Here is a 16080-nt window from a genome sequence, read left to right as displayed (position 1 = left end):
AGGAGGAATACTATGAACTGGGAGCCATGGACAGGCTGTTACAAGATAAGTGATGGCTGTACAAATTGCTATTTTTATGGGCCGTATGCAAAACGCTATGGTCAAAGCACAATACAAAAAACAGATAAATTTGATTGGCCCGCAAGGAAAAATGCAAAGGGAGAATACAATATCAAAGGCAACAAAATTCTTCCAACCTGTTTTGCGACTGACTTTTTCCTGCCAGAAGCAGACGAGTGGCGTAAAGACATTTGGGCTATCATCAAGGAAAGAACAGATATTGATTTCTTGATTTTAACAAAGCGAATTGACCGTTTCCCCCAATCGCTTCCGTCTGATTGGGGTACAGGCTATGACAATGTGAATATTGGCTGTACTGCCGAAAATCAAACACTCGCCGATTACAGGCTTCCGCTCTTTTTATCCTATCCGATAAAGCGGCGCTTTATTGCCTGCGCCCCACTTTTAGAAGCGATAGATTTAACACCATATCTTGATGGCATAGACCATGTTACCGTTGGCGGCGAAACAGGACGAGAAGCCCGTATGTGCGATTATGATTGGGTACTTAATATCCGTGAACAATGCGTAACAGCAGATGTAACCTTTTGGTTCAAGAATACAGGCTCACTTTTCAAACGTGACGGTGTAGTGGAAAAAATAAATCCATTTAAGCAAAACAGTGTGGCAAAAGAGCTCGATATTGATATTTCAGATGGGAAAAGGTTGTTCTGATCAAATCAATGGAGTAAAGCATTATTGCCTATTTTGTTTAACAAATATTCTGTATGAACCAAATGAGCAGACAGCTTATTGAGACTAAATCGGTTCTACCAAAACTAATCACGATTACTATGAAAATATGGGCAAACCTTGCTATCAGGCTCGGGTTGCCTACTTTTTGTTTTACAGTCACATCCCGAGTATAGTCCAGATATAGGTCGGCGCCGTGAGAGTGAACACCAAGCAGGCGAACAGAATGGCGGGCGCCGCCCACTCAAACTGCCCATGTTTGCGATAATCGAAGTACGCCATCCCAAGTTTGGCAAAGAAAAACACCGCCAGAATCAAGTCGATTGCAGGGAACACCACCTTGTTGACCACCGTCTTGATTTGCCCGGAGGCATCGTTCCACGTTCCCTCAATCGCCCCGGCCACGTCGCCGTTTGCCGCAAAAGCGGTTGTGCCAAACAGCAGGCTTACCATGAGAACGAGCGTGAGTGCCAGCGCGATTTTTTTATATCTTTTCATAAAGACCACCTTTCCGAAATGAGGAACAAGGCCGCAGGATCGCTCCCGCCGCCTTGTTCTTTTTCTGTTTTTATAGCTGCATGGTCATGTCCATGCCCGGAGTCTGTTCCTCCAAAAGCGGAGCTACCGCAAGCACTTGCGGGTTTTGGTAAAACTTCAGGTCGCCCCGAAATCCTTTTTTCAGCGCACTGAATTCCTTCGCTTGTGCAAGGAGCTCAGCGGAACAGCCGGGCGGCAGCTCCTGATTCCAGCGCACCCAATCGCCGTTCTGATAGCGCGGCTCCAGCTGGAGAATCACATAATCCTCCGGCACAAAAGCGGGGTATTTCCGCCAGAAGCCCTGCACATCCACGTAAGGATGCCCCTCCTGCATGACGGTCATTTCCATAAGCCGCAGGGTATCTGCAAGAGAGGTGCAGAACCAGCACTCCCGATCTCCGAACCGCCGGATGCGGCCATCCTTGAGAATTGCCTCCAGCCGATCCGTTTTTGTGTAGTGGTACACGCTGCCTTTTGGAGCCTCAATGCGTTCATATGCCATCCTCGTCCCTCCTTTACGGCTGGATGGGACCGGCGTGCCAATCCTGCCACAGATTGCCGCGGATAGTCAGGCTGTCGGTCAGGTTGGCGGACAGCATCCCATCGGGCGTCCACGCATCTATGAGCCATGTGTTGACGGTATAGGCGCCGTCCAGCATCCAGATGGGGCTGAAATGAGTCCGATTCTTGTAGGTGGAATAGGGATTTTTCTGAAATTCAAACCGCCCCGATCCCATACGATCCAAGAGCCGCCAGTAGGCTTCGTAGCCGAATTCAGGGAAATAGCTGACCGCATTCTGCGGCTGGGTAACCGCCGAGCTTTGGCTGGAGCTGACACTCCCGGTGACGGTCTGGTTGATACCGTATCCTGACTTCATAACTCTTCCGCTGGCGGTGGGATTTTTATCATCGCACTGGATGCTCATGGCTGCGGTTAGACTGGCGCTGTAGCGATCCAGATCAAATTCCCACCATCCATGGTCACACCAGTATCCGTCCTCATCATCCCCATGCCATACCCAATATTCCTGCCACCACGGGCGCCAGACACTCCAGCTTGCCGTGCTTTTCACCGCTCTGCTTGGAACAGAAGTGCGGGAGAAGCTGTCATTGCGGTCATCGGCTACGGGATTGGGCGGCGGGTTCTTATCAAGGTCAACGATTTTTACGTTGAGGGTCGTTTTCGCCGTGCTGCCGGGGCCGGACACCGTCACTTCAATGGTCATGTTCTGCTCGGTATCAGGGGTTCTCCATTTCACCCACGCAAGCTGGCTGTCGCCTTCAGGGTAATAAACATTGCCCACGTTGTAGGTCTGGCCGCCAATGTTGAAGCTGACACGGGTGGGGCTGTCAGGGTCGGACTGGCCACCGCTGATGCGCACCGCCGTGATGACGTCGGTGTTGACCCGGTACTCATAATCGTAGGCGTCAATCTGCGGTTCCTCCGGCTTTTCCTCAAAGCGGACGATGCCAAGCCCAAGGCTGGACTTGATATCCGCATTGGTGGCGGCGCTGGTTTTGCTGCCTCCCCATGCGGGATAGCCGAGATCGCTTACCTCCAGGAACATGGCCAGCGGCAGATTCTTGTGGGTTAGGGATACCATGCGCCGCCTTAACAGGCCGCTGGTCTGCTCATCATAGAGCGCCGCTTCAGTAGCGGTGGTGGCAAACATATTGCCCTCAAATTTATAAAAGGCAAAGGGTTCAAGGAGCAACTTGTACTCACCGCCAATCAGAACATCGTAGTCCATGCCAGTGTGATTTGCGATGAGTTGCACCAAAAACTCAGAGCAAAAGTATTTCTTGAGTGCATCAATATTATTGCTGCCATTGGTACTGATAACTTTTGGAATTGCCTGAGGTGGTTTTATGGTGGTATAACCGCCTTGGACAGCTTGCAAGTTCCTGCCATTGTTGTACTGTATTTTGCTGACCTTTCCGAAATGATAAATCGAAGATGATGGGGACTTATTGCTTAAATCAATGGGAGTAGTAACTACCGCATGGTCGCTTGCGCGAACCACCGTGACACGTACACCTTCATTACCGGGACTCCATGAATTGGTGCTGGTTCCCTGACCCATCCCGCCGCCACCGCCGTCAATGTTTCCGCTGCCGCCGGTGTCGGCAAGCGCAGTCATCGGGCAGAGCAGACACAAAACGAGGAACAGCGGCAGGGCTCTCAAAAGTAATTTTTTCATTTTGCCCTCCTGTGTTTTTGCAAAATAAAAGCACGGTATTTTTCAACCGTGCTCTTGGGATATATTGTATTAAGTTTTAGTCCATCGTACCGACTTGCTTGTTGATGTCGCCATCGCTTTTTCCCTCAATCACTTGATTTTCGCCCAAGTTTGGCACGTTATCAAAGCCAGGAATGCTGTTTCCGCCATTGCTGGGTTTAGAGGAGGATTCCTGTTTCGGGGTTTCCTTCGGCTGTTCCACCTTGTCATGGTCGACTGCCGCGGGAGGCTCGGTGACCTTTTCGCCGTTGGGCTTCTGTGTGGGGTCTTGAAGCTGTTCCTCGGTATATTCCGGCTTGCTCACATCGCCCTGAATGGTCTGCTCCGTGCCGCTGGAAACCGCGCCGTTGTCGGTGCTCACCGGCTGGGTGGTATCGGGCGGAGTTACGGTGACCTCTTTTTCTTTCTCTGTGCTGTCCGGCCCGGACGGGTCTACCGTCACATCGCTCACCTCGGAGCTTTGGGACGGGAGGGGCGCATCCACCGGATTGGGTGTCTGGAACCGCTGCCCGATCAGCACCACCAGTATCACGCAGAGGGCAAGTCCCCCGGCGACAGCCAGCCACTTCTTCATTTTGGGATTCATATTTTTCATAAGAGCATCCTCCTATTTACCATATTTTGATAAGCCTCTTGTTATTTCACACCCTACCATGAACGTTTCCGGAAGTCTACTGTTATTATAGAAAACTTTTTGATAACAGTCAAAATTTAGGCGTGTATCCGGCGCTGGTCTTGACCTTGATGGTCATGGGCGGCAGCAGCTTCCCGCCAAAGGATACGGGAACCTCCAGCAGAATGGTGCTGTCCGCTTCAAAACGGGCGGAAGCTTGGTCACCCGATGCAAGAGGCGCGTTTCGGATGTCCACCTCCAGATTCCAGACCTTAAACTCCAGCTTGCCGTCCGGCGTGCGCTTTTCATGGTATCCGCTGCTATAAGAGAGTCCAAGGATGTTGTCCAGCCGGTCATAAATATCGCCGTAATCGAGACTTTCCTCGAAATCTCCGGCATAGGGCTGGTAAGCGCCCGAATAGCCCTCCCGCACACCGTGGTACACATCATCGTAATTCTCCACCACGGTGGAGATGACGGCGGCCTGCACTGCATCCCGCACACCCTGCGCCACAATCATCAGACGGAAGTATTCTGAAATGCCCGTGAAGATCATGACCAGCGACAGGGTAATTGCGATAATGAGAGGAAAGCCCGCACCGTCTTTTCTCCGTAAAATTTGCTTGATTTTATCCGTCATTTCCAGTAAACCTCGCTCTTTCCCGCCGCATCTGCTCTCAGCGTAATCGGGAACGAGCCGAAGCCGCCAAACAGCCCGATGTTGGTTTGGTAGGTGACCGTTACCGTGACTTCCTCATTGAGCTGGATTCTGCCGGTTTCAGACCATTCCACGCTGGGAGAAAGCCCTGTCTTTTCCCGCAGAAGCTGCTCACGGCGGCTGGTTTCGCTGCCCACCTGTCCGGCAATTTCGGCCTCCCGGATGAGCTCCGTGGCGAAGGTGTCCAGCTGCTGCTTTTGGATGTAGACGGGGAACACCTTCACGGCAAGGGCAATAACCAGCATGGCGCACAGCACCAGCACGGCCACGTCGATATAGCCCTCGCCGCGCTTGTTTTTCAGGATTTTTCTCAGCACATGGTCACCCCCCGCTCAAAGGGCCCCTGCTCCTGCCGGGGTTCCGGGTTGTGGTCACTTAAGATACGCCATGCGCCCTTGCTGAAATCAGCAGTGCAAATCTCCTGCTCCAGCAGTTCATCCGCGGGGACATCTCTGGCAAATTCAGCGCTGCCGGGGTTTCCTTTCACACTCTGGCCGGAGAGCAGAAGCTGTGCAGTTTCCGGCGTCAGGTACACATAACCGCCGGGCGTCATCATGTCAAACGCTGCGTTCGGGTGCGCTTCAATAAATTCCCGCACCGTGATTCTCACTTCCTCCGCAGAAACAGGCGCATATTCCGGGTCGAGGGTATACTCTGCTTCCGATTCGCCCTTGTCCCACAGCGTCCAAAGGGCATGGGTGAGTTCCTCGCTGAAATCCACGGTCTGCTCGGATATCCACTGATCCTTTACCACCTCCAGCGGGTTTTCGAAGCGCAGGAGGTATTCCATATAGTCAGCCGAATAGCTGCTGCCGGATAATTCTCCGTACACAAACTTCACAGCGGCAATTTCACTCGCCAACTCTACCAGCTCAGAGGCCGGTTTCTGCTGCCATTCCTTTCGATACTGCGCCATGCCTCTGTCCAGCTTTTTCCGCAGAAGCGTCATCATTTCCTGTTCTGTCATCTGGTTTACACCTCCCTGTTAGAACATCCCGGAAAGGGATGTGATGATTTCATAGACAATAATCGCCATGTAGGTCATGAGAAAGCACATGAGCATGGCAAAGGAGAACACCCGGATTTTCGGCGGGATCTTCATGGCCTGCGCTTTCAGCCGCTGAAGCTCCAGCTGTTTCATATCGTGGGCCAGCATCTGAAAATACATCCCGCCGTCGTCCCCGCGCAGTACGCCGATCAGCCCTCTGGTAATATCCAAGAGCATGGGCGAATTGAACCTTGCCTCAAAGCGGGTTAACGCCGCCTCATAGCTGGAGGAACGCATATCCGCCGTGAGGATGTCCAGCTCCGCCGCAAAGTCCTCGCCTGCGTTTTTCTTGAAATTCTCCAGCATGGACAGCACATCCCGGCTGGCTTTCAACTCCTGAGTGACGGTCTCAACGAAACGGGGCAGCTCCTGTTCGATTTTTCCGCGCTTGGCTGCCAGCGCCTCGTCCGCCTTGCGGATTTCCTTGAAATAGACCAGCACGGCGGTAAACAGTACAATGGGCGCCAGCAATGGCAGAACCATCAGGCAGGGAATGATACACAGCCCGATAGCCGCCGCCTTCACAATAGCCGTTGCGGTGAACAGCTCCGGTGAGTCGGAAAGCCCCGCCGCCGACAGCACATTTGTCATCCGGCTTCTCTTGTACGCATCCATGCGGATATACCGGGAGAGCCGGACGGCGGCGTTCCGCAGCAGGGCATCGGTGGTTTTGGGCTTGGCCTTGGCCTGCTTTCCTGCTGACAGCATCGCCTTTTGGGTTGCAAGGGTGGGCAGATGCAGCAGATCGGCGGCAATGAAAAAGAGTCCCGCCGACAGGAGGACTCCAAATAAAAACAGATAGATTGTCATGGGTTCCTCCTTATCTTCGATATTCGATGGGCTGGGTGAGCTTGATCACAAACGCCGTGGAAATGAAAATCACGGCAGCGCAGATGGTCAGGATTACCTGCCCCAGCGGGGTATGCATCAGGGTGTGGTACCAGTCCTGATTCAAAAAATACAGGAGCGGAATGTTGCCTATGACAAGGACCACCATGGTGATGAATTCCTTTCTCGGTTCGAACACCATGGTTTCCAGCTCACCGTTGACCACCCGCATATCACTAAGCTTGCTGACAATAGGCGTCAGGGTGGTTTTCAGGCTGCGGTCGTGCTGACAGGCAATGAGGGCGTCGCACCATTCCTGAAACACCGTGTTGTCAATTCTCATTTTCACATCATGGAGCGCCGCCGTCACATCGGGGTCAACCAGCCGCACACGGGACACAAAGCTCTGAAATACCGACAGCACCGGCGGGTTCAGGTACGGGAGATTTTCCTCCACCGCCGTCAGAATGTCCTCGTTTCGGAGGTAGGCCGTGGTGATGATACTGAGCGCCGTTTCCAGCTCCGCCGCAATGTCCTTTTTGAAGTGGCTGGCCGTGAGCTTCACCCACCAGAACGGCAGGAGCATACAGCCCGCCGCCATGACAGGAACCAGAAAAAAGTTCGAGAGCATCACGGCCACGGACGCGCCCACGGCAAAGAACAGCAGGGACAAGGCACAGAGCATGGGAAAGCGTGCCGATCTGCCGGTGACCTTGAGGATAGACTGCACCTCGGCAAGCTCCCGGCGCAGATAGGATTTCTTTTTCCTGCGGATGGTTTCATTGACCTCATCCCGGAGGGCTTTGGGCTGATCAGTCAGCCTGCCGAAGATGGCGGTTGTAAACGCCATGGGTGTCAGCCCAAGCAAAATAAAAGAGCCTGCAATCATTCCAATGCAGGCGATTAACAGTACCGTCATCATGCGATTTGTGCCTCCTTTCTCCTCAGGCTCTCAATGACCGCCTGCGGCATACCGTTTTCCAGAAGCCGCTTGGCAAGGCTGTCCGAGATGGTATTGACTTGCTCGTGGTGCCCCTCAATGATGAATTTGCCGTCCTCCATGCGGTTTTCGGTGATGACATACTGGAACAGCGGGCGGAAACGCCTTGTGCCGTCGGGCAGGATTTCGCATTCCTGAATCTCCATCATGCGGCGCTGCTTGTTTTCCAGCTGCTTGCAGAACACCACAATGGGATAGGCTTCGGTGACATAGTCCATGAGGGTCGCATCGGACATATCCACGGCGCGCTTGCACAGGGACACCATGCGGCGATAGGTGGCTTCGCAGGAATTGGAGTGGATGGTGGTCAGCACCGCCACGCCGGTTCGGGCGGCCTCCTGCGCCGCGTTTGCCTCCGCGCCGCGCATCTCGCCCACCACGATGATGTCCGGGTTGAAACGGAGGGCATAGTCTAAAAGGTTGGTCTGGTCGATGCGCTGGCGGTCATTGTCGCTGTCACGAGTCAGGGTGTGGATGACCGAATTGACCACCTTTCCGTCCTTTTCTCTGACGAGAGCCAGCTCACGGGAGCCGTTTTCAATGGTATAGATTCTCTTGTTGTCCGGTACGGTGGTCAGCACCCAGCCTGCCACGGTGGTTTTACCGGAGCTGGTGGCGCCCGCCACGCAGACCGAGATGCCGTAACGGACACAAAGGGATAAAAAGTCCAGCATAGGGTCTGTCGCCGTGCCGCTTCGGACAAAGTCCTCTTTTTTCATGCTCTGCGGGTTTACGATACGGATGGAGGCCGCCACACCCACATCCTCGTCCACAATGGGGCTTTTCAAGACGGCAATACGGATATTTTTACTGAGATGCCCCAACACGATGGGGCTGGCGTTATCCAAAACCATGCCGCTGATGTGGAGCATCCTTCGAATCACATTGACAGCGTGCTGGGGGCTTTCAAAGCGTTCCTCCAGCTTGACGGTGCGGCCGTCGGAATACTGCACCTCAATGTCTTTCCACGAATTGATGTCAATTTCCTCAATGCCGCTCCCGAAGATGTATTTGGTCAGAAATCCAAACTCCGCCATTTCGGTGTAGAGGGCGTCCGCCAGCTTGCCGCCGCTCATGCCGTTTACCGAGACACGGCGGTCCTGGACGTACTTGGTGATGTAGCGTTTGAGCTGCGCCTTGGCATCCTCGCCGCCTGCGGTGATGAGGGTGCTGTAATGTTCGGAGATGTACTCCTGCACCTCGGCAAGCACCGAGGAGAAATCCTTTCCCTCCGTTTCCGGGGTAAAGAACAGACCATGCGCACGCAGCGTGCGGTTGTCACGCAACGGCGCGGCTTCCTGCTCATCCGGCGGATTCAAAACATCCACATCGGAACCGAACTGCAAGTTTGCAAACCTCTCAGCCGTGGGTTCGGAGGTATTTCCGACTTCGGTGATCAGCTCTGGTTCTGTGGATAACGGATGACTGCCGTTTTTTTCTGTGCGTGCCGCCTTATTCTGAAATGCCGGTGCGCTTCGTTTTTTGCCCAACTTCATATGCCGAACACCTCCTTTTGGCGCGCGCAGCTTTTGCGAAAGCTGCATGGTTCGCTTTGCTCACAGTGCGCCTCACGGGTGGGAACCAGTTCCCCCCGTGTGCCCCCCATGCTCTCCGAGGGGGATTTGGAACGATAGCTTTTCATATACCAAATACCTCCCTTGTAATTTTTTCTATTTCCTTGCGGAATTGGCGGCTGTCCTTTAAGGACAAATCTGCCAGCAGATTCCCGGCAAGGTACTGTTCCTCCAGCTCCGGCGAGTGGGTCAGGGTAAAGGCTACGGAGCCCAGCGCCTGTCCGATCTGCTCCCCGGCCTGCCGGGGCTTCACGTTCCCGGCAACCTTGTACTGCTTCTCCGCATCCCATTTGGAATCCCGGAGCAATGGGAGCTGACTGGAAAGATAGCTTACGGATTTCAGATCGGCGTTTGCAAGGCGCAGGACGCTGTCGGCCTCCATGAGCGCCACGGCGGAAAGGATGTCGTTGGCGATATAGCTGCCGCAGTCCGCCACCACGAAAGGGGCGATTTTTCGCAGATTATCCAGAAGTTCTTGTGCCTGAGTCTGCTCATAGGGCGGGTAGGTGTACTCGTTCTCACCCTTTTTCATGCCGAGGACGGTGAGGTATTTGTGCTTTTTCAGCGTCACCAGATTGTGCTTGATGAGCGGCTCCGTCACATGGGCGGCGGCAAGAATACTGCCCAGCGAATGCTCGCCCTGAAGCTCCGAGGGCGGGCAGATGCAGGGCAGCATGGGGGCGGTCATATCGCAGAGAAGAAGCACCACGTTTTTCTTCCGGTCGGCAAGGTGCTTTGCAAGCTTCACGGCAGTGACGGTCTTTCCGCTGCCGGGGGAGCCCCAAACGGCAAGGATTCCTTCCTGCGGCTCCTGCTCCGGCGAGGCATCCTCCTTTGGCACTTGGCGGGTGAAGATGCCCTTTTTCTTAAAGTTCAGCATCACTGCACCTCGCTTTCCGCAGGCGCTTCGGATGCAGTGCTTTCCTCCGGTTCCTGAGATTCAGGAGCGCTGTCCTGCACCGGCTCCGCGGGATACAGTGCCGCAACGACCTTGTCCTGCGCCTCGATAAACTTGGCGCTGTTGGCGGGTGTGCCGCGGTAAACAAGGGACAGGTGGAGCTTGCCGTCCGATTCCAGCTCTGCCAGCACCTTGCTCTGTTCGGGGGATACCAGCAGGGTCACGGTTGCAGGAAGTTCTTTTTCATTCTCCGCCGAAGGCGAATCGGGTCCAGCGTCACGCTGGTTGGCGTCATAGCCGCTGCCTGCGGTGACGGCGATGACCTCCACATATTTCAGCTCGGCGGGGATCACGGTGGAGCCCTGCTTTTTGTAATCCGGGGCGATCACCGACACAATATCGCCGCTTTCCAGCTTGCCGGACAGTCCGTTGGCAAAGCTCTTGATGGTGACCGACATGGCCTGCTTGGTGCCGTCCAGGTTGTACAGGTAGGTATTTTCTGCCGCCGGGGTGTCGGATAGCTTGGTGTTTAAGATATAGTCACCAACGGAAAGATCGGCGGTGGCGTACTTGCCCACAACGGATTCGCTCTGGCGAAGAACATTTTCGGGCAGTCCGAAGCCGCCCACTTCCGCGGTCTGCACCATCTCCTTGGTGATTTCCTCGCCTGCCTTGATTTCCTTCACGACGCGGACGATTTCGGTTTTCTGGCTGACCGACTGGTTAAACAGCGGCGTCACGCCGAAGCAGATAAGCAGGGACAAAAGAATGCAGATCACTCCGACCACCGTGCGGTTTTTGAAAAGGCTCATAGATTTTTCCTCCTTGATTTCATGGTGATTTTAGAAACTGGAGCTGTATCTGCGGTGTTTCACTGCTTTCACAGCCTTGGGGATCAGGGCGGCGGCCAGCGTAACGGCGGCGATACCGGCAGCGACGAGGGCCTTTTTTCTGCTGATATGGATTTTTTTCATGAGACAATTCCTCCTAAAATTTTTGAAATGGTTACGGCAAGAAAGCCGAGGGACAAAAACGGCGCCATAGGCAGAGATGCCTGTGACGCTTTCTGCGGCTCCAGCTTGCGAAGCCGTCTGATGAGCTGGTTTATGAGATAAAAAAAGAGGGATGCCGTCAGGCCGAGCAGCAGCCCGGCCGTGCATCCCACAAAGCCCAGCACCATGCCTGCGGCGGCTGTGAGCTTGATATCCCCGCCACCGATGCCCTCCGGCTTGTACAGGGCGGCAAGCAGCAGGGGCAGTGCCGCAAGGACGCCTAAAAGATTGACGGGGCTGAAATCAATCAGCCCCGTCAGTGCAATCAGGAGGCAGATGCTGTCCGGGATAATCCGCTTGCGGAGATCCCACACAGAAGCCGCCAGCAGCAGACAGAAAAAAAGCACCGCCTGAAGGGTGCTATCAGCCTGCATAGTTGAACATTTCCTTAATGCGCTGCACAAGGGTGGGCAGCACCGTTTCCCCGAACAGAGCATACAGCCCCGCAAGGAGCAGAGCGCCCAAGACCACGGCAATCAGGATTTTGATGGCGGTGTCAATGTATCCGTCCCCGCGGCTGCCGGAAAGGACGCGGCGGGTTCTGGCGGCGGTCATGACCGCCTTGCTTTTCAGCTTGCAAATGAGATGCTTCATGGATGTTCCCCCTTATTCAAAGTGGTACGTCACCGAGTAGGTGATGTTGGATTTGTTGTACATGCACGAGTGGTTGGTATAATAATAAAACTCCAGCTGCGTGTATACGCCTGCGCCGAGGGTACGGGTGAAGGTGATGCCGTTGGAGGTGGTGCCGTAGTCCAGCTGATCCCACTGGCCGGTCAGCTTGTTGTAGCCGCGCACCCTGCCGAAGTCGGAGCCGCTGTGCCCGCTGACGGGCGGCACCGTAAAGGTGTATTCGGTGATGGTGGCGCCTTCGATGCCGTTTTCCATGATCACGGAATCCGGGCCTGTGAGCGTCATGCCACCGCCGCCGTTGGAATCCGCCACAAAGAAAACGATAGCGGCCCACGGGGACTCGGCGCCTGCGGAATCCACCGCCTTGACACGCACCACGTTCTTTCCGCGGGGGTAGGTCTGGGTTTCGGCGTTTCTGCCCTCCCAAATCAGGGTGACTGGGTCGCCGTCCGGGTCGGAGCTGGCTGCCGTGATGGTGACCGGCGTTCCCGGTGCCACACTGTTGCCGTTCGGCGTTCGGGTAATCATCGGCGCTGTCGGGGCGGAGTTTGCCACGGTAAAGGTCTTGGATACCCAATCGGAATACAGCCCGGTAGCATCTTTGGCGCGAACACGGACGGTGTGCGTGCCAACGGCATAGTAGCCGTCCGCCGCCTTGTTGTCCCATTCCAGTGTAGTGGGATCGCCATCCGAGTCAGAGGCTGTTGCGCTGATATTCACAAGGAATTTGCCGCTTTGGGCTGTACGGGTCGGAGTGGCAGTCAAGGTAACCGTAGGCGCGGAGCTGGTGATGGTGAAGGTCTTTTCCGTCCAAGGGGAATATGCTCCGGCAATGTCCTTGGCACGGACTTTTACGGTATGGGTGCCGGGCGCATAGTAGTTGTCTGCCGCCTTGTTATCCCATTCCAGCATGGTGGTATCGCCGTCCGCATCCGCTGCCTTTGCACTGATATTGACGAGGAATTTGCCATCTTTCACCGTGCGGGTCGGCTCGACAGTCAGGGTTACGGTGGGCGCGGCATTGGTCACGGTGAAGGTCTTTTCCGTCCATGGGGAATACGCCCCGGCGATATCCTTGGCACGAACTTTTACGGTATGGGTACCGGGCGCATAGTAGCCATCCGCCGCCTTGTTGTCCCATTCCAGCGTGGTGGCGTCACCGTCCGTATCCGCTGCCTTTGCACTGATATTGACGAGGAATTTGCCATCTTTCGCCGTGCGGGTCGGCTCGGCGGTCAGGATAACGGTTGGCGCGGCATTGGTCACGGTGAAGGTCTTTTCCGTCCACGCAGAATACGCCCCGGCAATGTCTTTGGCACGAACTTTTATGGTGTGAGTACCCGGCGCATAATAGCTGTCGGCCGCAGTATCCGCATACTCCAAGGTCACCGCATCCCCATCGGGGTCTGTGGCACTGGCGGTGATGTTCACAAGAAACTTGCCGGCCTTGGCGGTACGGGTGGGTACGGCTTCTACCACAGGGACATTCGGCGCGGTGTTGGTGACCGTGATGCGTTCCGAATGGGTGGTGACACGCGCTTCGCTGTCGGTGATAGAGGCGGTCAGGGTAAATGTGCCGGTGTCATGGATAGCGATTTTGCCGCCGTCATTGCCGAGGGTGCCCTGATACTGTGAGGGATTGCCGTCCTTTTGTAGTGTCCATACAACGGAATAGCTGCCGAGGTGCCGGACATCCTTTGCGGCAACTTCAAACTCCGTGCCGTAGTGAACAGCCTGCGGCATGGTAAATGCATATTGCACCACAGGGTGGATGCGAATGTTTTCGCTGTGGGAATATCTGCGTTTCAGGTAATCGGTCATGGCAGCGGTGAGAACATACTCGCCGTCGCCCTTAAAGGTAATCTTGCCGCCCTGGGGGGTGAGGCTGCCGTCAAACGCCTCGGAGAGCGGAATGCTCTTGCCGTCCTTGCTGACGGACCACTCCACCGGCAGAACCTGATTGTTGCCGTGGGTTCTGAGGTCGATGGCGGTATCGGTATAGGCAAATTCGGGAAGCTCAAAGCCGATGGTCAGCACAGGCAGAACCTCGCATTTGTCATGGCTTTCGTACAGAAATACACGGCCGGTTTCATCGGTGACTCTGGCTGCCAGCTCATAGACACCGGCCCGTTTGAAGCGGATCGTGCCGCCGCCGTTTGTGAGCGTTCCGTCCACATAGGTCGGCCAGTCCTGAAATCCGTAGGTGTTGTCCACCAGCCATTCGACGGTGAGGCCGTCCAAATCAGTGGTTTCGGTTTTGACCGCAATATCCGTATCGGTGTGAACATACTCCGGCAGGCTGTAGCTGACGGCAGGCACAGGATACACCTTGAAGCCCTGCTCGTAGCGGTAGGTTCTGCCACCGTCGTCGGTGAATTCCGCTTTCAGAACATAGCTGCCCTTGGCATGAAACTTCAGCTCACCGCCGCTGTTGCCCAGCGTACCCTCCACCGCATCGGTGAGGGATACTTCTTTTCCGTCACGGAGCAGCGTCCAATTTGCGGTATGGCTGCCGATTTCCCCGAACACTGCCTCCACCATCACGGTGCTGTCGGTGTGGAAGATTTCCGGCAGATAGAAGCCCGCCGAACCTACCGGGTAGACGGTAATATGGGCGGTATCGGAAAACACTCTGCCGGTATCGTCGGTGACAGAGGCGGTCAGCGCATACACACCTTTTTCCTTGAATCGGATGCTACCGTCAGCAGGATTTCCTTCGATCCATGTGTCGGTTTCGGCAGGCTCGCCGTTCCGGGTCAGGGTGTAGGCCACTGTGAGGCCGTCCGTTTCTTTTGTTTCTGTCTTGAGCGCCACGGTTTTATCCGTATGAGAAACGGTTGGGAGTGTCAGCTTGACCTCCGCTACCGGGTAGACCGTGATGCTATCCTGTGCGGTGATAACCTTGCCCAGCTCATCCGTAATCGAGGCGGTCAGCTTGTATACGCCCTTTTCCTTGAACAGCACCGTGCCGCCGGTGGAATCCAGCGTTCCGGTGAGAGCCGTTTCGATATCGACGGCAGTGCCATCCTTTTCGAGCGACCATACCACCGCATTGGTACCGAGGTTTTCGGTCATCAGCTTCACCGCCACGGATTTGTCGGTATGGGTGGTTTCGGGCAGAGCGAACGCCGCCGTCACAACCGGGTAGATGCTGATGGTCTGCTCATGGGTCACCGTGACGCCCCGGCTGTTTTTGGCCGTGGCAATCAGGGTGATGCTGCCGGTCTGCATAAATTTCACTTTACCGCCGTTGTGGTCAAGGGTACCGTCTGTCAGCTCTGAAAGCTCGGCAGGCAGATCGTTTTTCAGGGCTGACCATGTCAAATCGCTTACATACCGGCTTTCCGGCTTGATTTCAATTTCATCGGCAGTATACGCGGTTTTGGGCAGTGTAAATGAAAACTGCGGGGCGGGAACATAGGAAGAACCGCCACCGGAACTGCTGCCGCCAGAACTGCCCCCGCCGGAATTCCCATCGGAGGGCTTATCCTCCGGCTTGGTGGGAACAGTCGGCTTGGGCGGTTCTTCCTTCTTGATTTTTTCTTTGGCCTTTTCCGTATCCACCAGCATTTCAAAGGCTTCGGCGCGGGTGGCCTTTCCGTCCGGCTTGACCGTGCCGTCCGGGTAGCCGTCTACGATACCGTATTCCTTGCCGGTGCAGATGCTGGATTTGTCCGATTCGGAAAGCGTATCGTCGTCGGAAAAGCCGGTGACGCAGGAGCAGGAGGCGTCATGCTCGCCCTTGCCGATGGCACGCACCAGCATGCGGATCATCTCCATGCGGGTGATGGGCTGATCCGGTAAAAACTTCGTGCCGAAATCGTCCTTTTGGATGATTCCCGCAATAATGAGCGCCTCAACATCCTGCTCCGACCAATGTCCGGCAATGTCGGTGAAGCGAAGGGTGACCTCGCTTTCCTCCGGCTCCGGCAGCTCCATGGTTCTGGCAACCAAGGCGGCGAATTCCCCTCTGGTGATGATTTCATCCGGGTGCGCCAGCCCGTCGGGGTAGCCGCTGATGACGCCTTTTTCCGTCAGGATCTGAATGGCTTCCTCCGCCCAATGCCCCTTGGCATCCTCAAAATACCGGTTTACCGCATAGGCGCTGCCCGCAAGCAGGGAAAGCACAAGGCAGACAGTGAGGGCAAGGCACAGCGGCCGTTTCATTTTCTTATTCATAAGCGCC

Annotated in this window: 18 protein-coding genes; 1 reads left to right on the top strand and 17 read right to left on the bottom strand. The window is 55.2% G+C overall.

The genetic code is table 11. The features are described from left to right. Window positions 1–12 precede the first annotated feature (12 nt). Window positions 13–735 (top strand): DUF5131 family protein, encoded by a 723-nt coding sequence (locus ACRQU7_RS01985; RefSeq protein ID WP_018214007.1) that lies wholly within the window; start codon window positions 13–15, stop codon window positions 733–735. Between the two features lie 177 nt (window positions 736–912). Here the strand turns inward: ACRQU7_RS01985 and ACRQU7_RS01980 are convergent, their stop codons facing one another. The 17 genes from ACRQU7_RS01980 to ACRQU7_RS01900 all read right to left on the bottom strand — a co-directional run bounded on the left by ACRQU7_RS01980 (window position 913) and on the right by ACRQU7_RS01900 (window position 16073). Further along, entirely contained in the window at window positions 913–1251 is a 339-nt protein-coding gene (locus tag ACRQU7_RS01980) for a DUF3852 domain-containing protein (RefSeq protein WP_018214008.1), read from the bottom strand. A gap of 70 nt (window positions 1252–1321) precedes the next feature. Next, the gene (locus ACRQU7_RS01975; RefSeq protein WP_018214009.1) at window positions 1322–1792 is read right to left on the bottom strand and encodes a hypothetical protein; all 471 of its coding nucleotides are present in this window, start codon (window positions 1790–1792) and stop codon (window positions 1322–1324) included. A gap of 13 nt (window positions 1793–1805) precedes the next feature. Continuing rightward, window positions 1806–3491, bottom strand: coding sequence for a hypothetical protein (locus ACRQU7_RS01970; protein ID WP_018214010.1), 1686 nt, complete (start codon window positions 3489–3491; stop codon window positions 1806–1808). 76 nt (window positions 3492–3567) lie between these two features. Next, window positions 3568–4125 carry a DUF6550 family protein gene (locus tag ACRQU7_RS01965; protein WP_018214011.1) on the bottom strand — a complete coding sequence of 186 codons (558 nt, stop codon included), beginning with the start codon at window positions 4123–4125 and terminating at the stop codon, window positions 3568–3570. 109 nt (window positions 4126–4234) lie between these two features. Further along, window positions 4235–4783, bottom strand: a complete 549-nt coding sequence (locus tag ACRQU7_RS01960) for a hypothetical protein (RefSeq protein ID WP_018214012.1) — start codon at window positions 4781–4783, stop codon at window positions 4235–4237. Beyond that, the gene (locus ACRQU7_RS01955) at window positions 4780–5178 is read right to left on the bottom strand and encodes a DUF4320 family protein (RefSeq protein ID WP_018214013.1); all 399 of its coding nucleotides are present in this window, start codon (window positions 5176–5178) and stop codon (window positions 4780–4782) included. Before ACRQU7_RS01955 ends, ACRQU7_RS01960 begins: the two co-directional genes overlap by 4 nt. Further along, on the bottom strand, window positions 5172–5828 hold the full coding sequence (locus ACRQU7_RS01950) for a hypothetical protein (RefSeq protein ID WP_026184157.1): 657 nt from the start codon (window positions 5826–5828) through the stop codon (window positions 5172–5174). Before ACRQU7_RS01950 ends, ACRQU7_RS01955 begins: the two co-directional genes overlap by 7 nt. 18 nt (window positions 5829–5846) lie before the next feature. Then, window positions 5847–6719, bottom strand: coding sequence for a secretion protein F (locus ACRQU7_RS01945; RefSeq protein WP_444643321.1), 873 nt, complete (start codon window positions 6717–6719; stop codon window positions 5847–5849). A gap of 10 nt (window positions 6720–6729) precedes the next feature. Further along, window positions 6730–7659, bottom strand: coding sequence for a type II secretion system F family protein (locus ACRQU7_RS01940; protein ID WP_018214015.1), 930 nt, complete (start codon window positions 7657–7659; stop codon window positions 6730–6732). Continuing rightward, window positions 7656–9233, bottom strand: a complete 1578-nt coding sequence (locus tag ACRQU7_RS01935; protein WP_128746470.1) for a type II/IV secretion system ATPase subunit — start codon at window positions 9231–9233, stop codon at window positions 7656–7658. Before ACRQU7_RS01935 ends, ACRQU7_RS01940 begins: the two co-directional genes overlap by 4 nt. Further along, a complete protein-coding gene (locus tag ACRQU7_RS01930; RefSeq protein WP_018214017.1) occupies window positions 9230–9379 on the bottom strand; it encodes a hypothetical protein in 150 nt (49 codons plus the stop codon). The genes ACRQU7_RS01935 and ACRQU7_RS01930 overlap by 4 nt, the downstream gene beginning before the upstream one ends. Then, window positions 9376–10191 carry an ATPase AAA gene (locus ACRQU7_RS01925; protein ID WP_018214018.1) on the bottom strand — a complete coding sequence of 272 codons (816 nt, stop codon included), beginning with the start codon at window positions 10189–10191 and terminating at the stop codon, window positions 9376–9378. Before ACRQU7_RS01925 ends, ACRQU7_RS01930 begins: the two co-directional genes overlap by 4 nt. Next, on the bottom strand, window positions 10191–11021 hold the full coding sequence (gene cpaB, locus ACRQU7_RS01920; protein ID WP_018214019.1) for a Flp pilus assembly protein CpaB: 831 nt from the start codon (window positions 11019–11021) through the stop codon (window positions 10191–10193). The genes ACRQU7_RS01925 and cpaB overlap by 1 nt, the downstream gene beginning before the upstream one ends. A 30-nt stretch (window positions 11022–11051) precedes the next feature. Further along, window positions 11052–11183: a hypothetical protein gene (locus tag ACRQU7_RS01915; RefSeq protein ID WP_018214020.1), complete on the bottom strand. Its 132-nt coding sequence runs from the start codon at window positions 11181–11183 to the stop codon at window positions 11052–11054. Beyond that, window positions 11180–11635, bottom strand: coding sequence for a prepilin peptidase (locus ACRQU7_RS01910; protein WP_018214021.1), 456 nt, complete (start codon window positions 11633–11635; stop codon window positions 11180–11182). Before ACRQU7_RS01910 ends, ACRQU7_RS01915 begins: the two co-directional genes overlap by 4 nt. Further along, window positions 11625–11816, bottom strand: a complete 192-nt coding sequence (locus ACRQU7_RS01905) for a DUF6133 family protein (RefSeq protein ID WP_427846429.1) — start codon at window positions 11814–11816, stop codon at window positions 11625–11627. Before ACRQU7_RS01905 ends, ACRQU7_RS01910 begins: the two co-directional genes overlap by 11 nt. A gap of 51 nt (window positions 11817–11867) precedes the next feature. Further along, the gene (locus ACRQU7_RS01900) at window positions 11868–16073 is read right to left on the bottom strand and encodes an S-layer homology domain-containing protein (protein WP_018214023.1); all 4206 of its coding nucleotides are present in this window, start codon (window positions 16071–16073) and stop codon (window positions 11868–11870) included. Window positions 16074–16080 lie beyond the last annotated feature (7 nt).

Source organism: Caproiciproducens puteiluti, from assembly GCF_052442865.1.
Taxonomy (GTDB): domain Bacteria; phylum Bacillota; class Clostridia; order Oscillospirales; family Acutalibacteraceae; genus Caproiciproducens.
The sequence above is the reverse complement of the archived record's forward strand: the minus strand, read 5'-3'. Positions and strand labels throughout refer to the sequence as shown.

Bases quoted from the DNA above. Each gene is read 5' to 3' on its own strand.
- ACRQU7_RS01985 (WP_018214007.1), top strand. From the start codon at position 13: ATGAACTGGGAGCCATGGACAGGCTGTTACAAGATAAGTGATGGCTGT.
- ACRQU7_RS01980 (WP_018214008.1), bottom strand. From the start codon at position 1,251: ATGAAAAGATATAAAAAAATCGCGCTGGCACTCACGCTCGTTCTCATG.
- ACRQU7_RS01975 (WP_018214009.1), bottom strand. From the start codon at position 1,792: ATGGCATATGAACGCATTGAGGCTCCAAAAGGCAGCGTGTACCACTAC.
- ACRQU7_RS01970 (WP_018214010.1), bottom strand. From the start codon at position 3,491: ATGAAAAAATTACTTTTGAGAGCCCTGCCGCTGTTCCTCGTTTTGTGT.
- ACRQU7_RS01965 (WP_018214011.1), bottom strand. From the start codon at position 4,125: ATGAAAAATATGAATCCCAAAATGAAGAAGTGGCTGGCTGTCGCCGGG.
- ACRQU7_RS01960 (WP_018214012.1), bottom strand. From the start codon at position 4,783: ATGACGGATAAAATCAAGCAAATTTTACGGAGAAAAGACGGTGCGGGC.
- ACRQU7_RS01950 (WP_026184157.1), bottom strand. From the start codon at position 5,828: ATGACAGAACAGGAAATGATGACGCTTCTGCGGAAAAAGCTGGACAGA.
- ACRQU7_RS01945 (WP_444643321.1), bottom strand. From the start codon at position 6,719: ATGACAATCTATCTGTTTTTATTTGGAGTCCTCCTGTCGGCGGGACTC.
- ACRQU7_RS01940 (WP_018214015.1), bottom strand. From the start codon at position 7,659: ATGATGACGGTACTGTTAATCGCCTGCATTGGAATGATTGCAGGCTCT.
- ACRQU7_RS01935 (WP_128746470.1), bottom strand. From the start codon at position 9,233: ATGAAGTTGGGCAAAAAACGAAGCGCACCGGCATTTCAGAATAAGGCG.
- ACRQU7_RS01930 (WP_018214017.1), bottom strand. From the start codon at position 9,379: ATGAAAAGCTATCGTTCCAAATCCCCCTCGGAGAGCATGGGGGGCACA.
- ACRQU7_RS01925 (WP_018214018.1), bottom strand. From the start codon at position 10,191: ATGCTGAACTTTAAGAAAAAGGGCATCTTCACCCGCCAAGTGCCAAAG.
- cpaB (WP_018214019.1), bottom strand. From the start codon at position 11,021: ATGAGCCTTTTCAAAAACCGCACGGTGGTCGGAGTGATCTGCATTCTT.
- ACRQU7_RS01915 (WP_018214020.1), bottom strand. From the start codon at position 11,183: ATGAAAAAAATCCATATCAGCAGAAAAAAGGCCCTCGTCGCTGCCGGT.
- ACRQU7_RS01910 (WP_018214021.1), bottom strand. From the start codon at position 11,635: ATGCAGGCTGATAGCACCCTTCAGGCGGTGCTTTTTTTCTGTCTGCTG.
- ACRQU7_RS01905 (WP_427846429.1), bottom strand. From the start codon at position 11,816: ATGACCGCCGCCAGAACCCGCCGCGTCCTTTCCGGCAGCCGCGGGGAC.
- ACRQU7_RS01900 (WP_018214023.1), bottom strand. From the start codon at position 16,073: ATGAATAAGAAAATGAAACGGCCGCTGTGCCTTGCCCTCACTGTCTGC.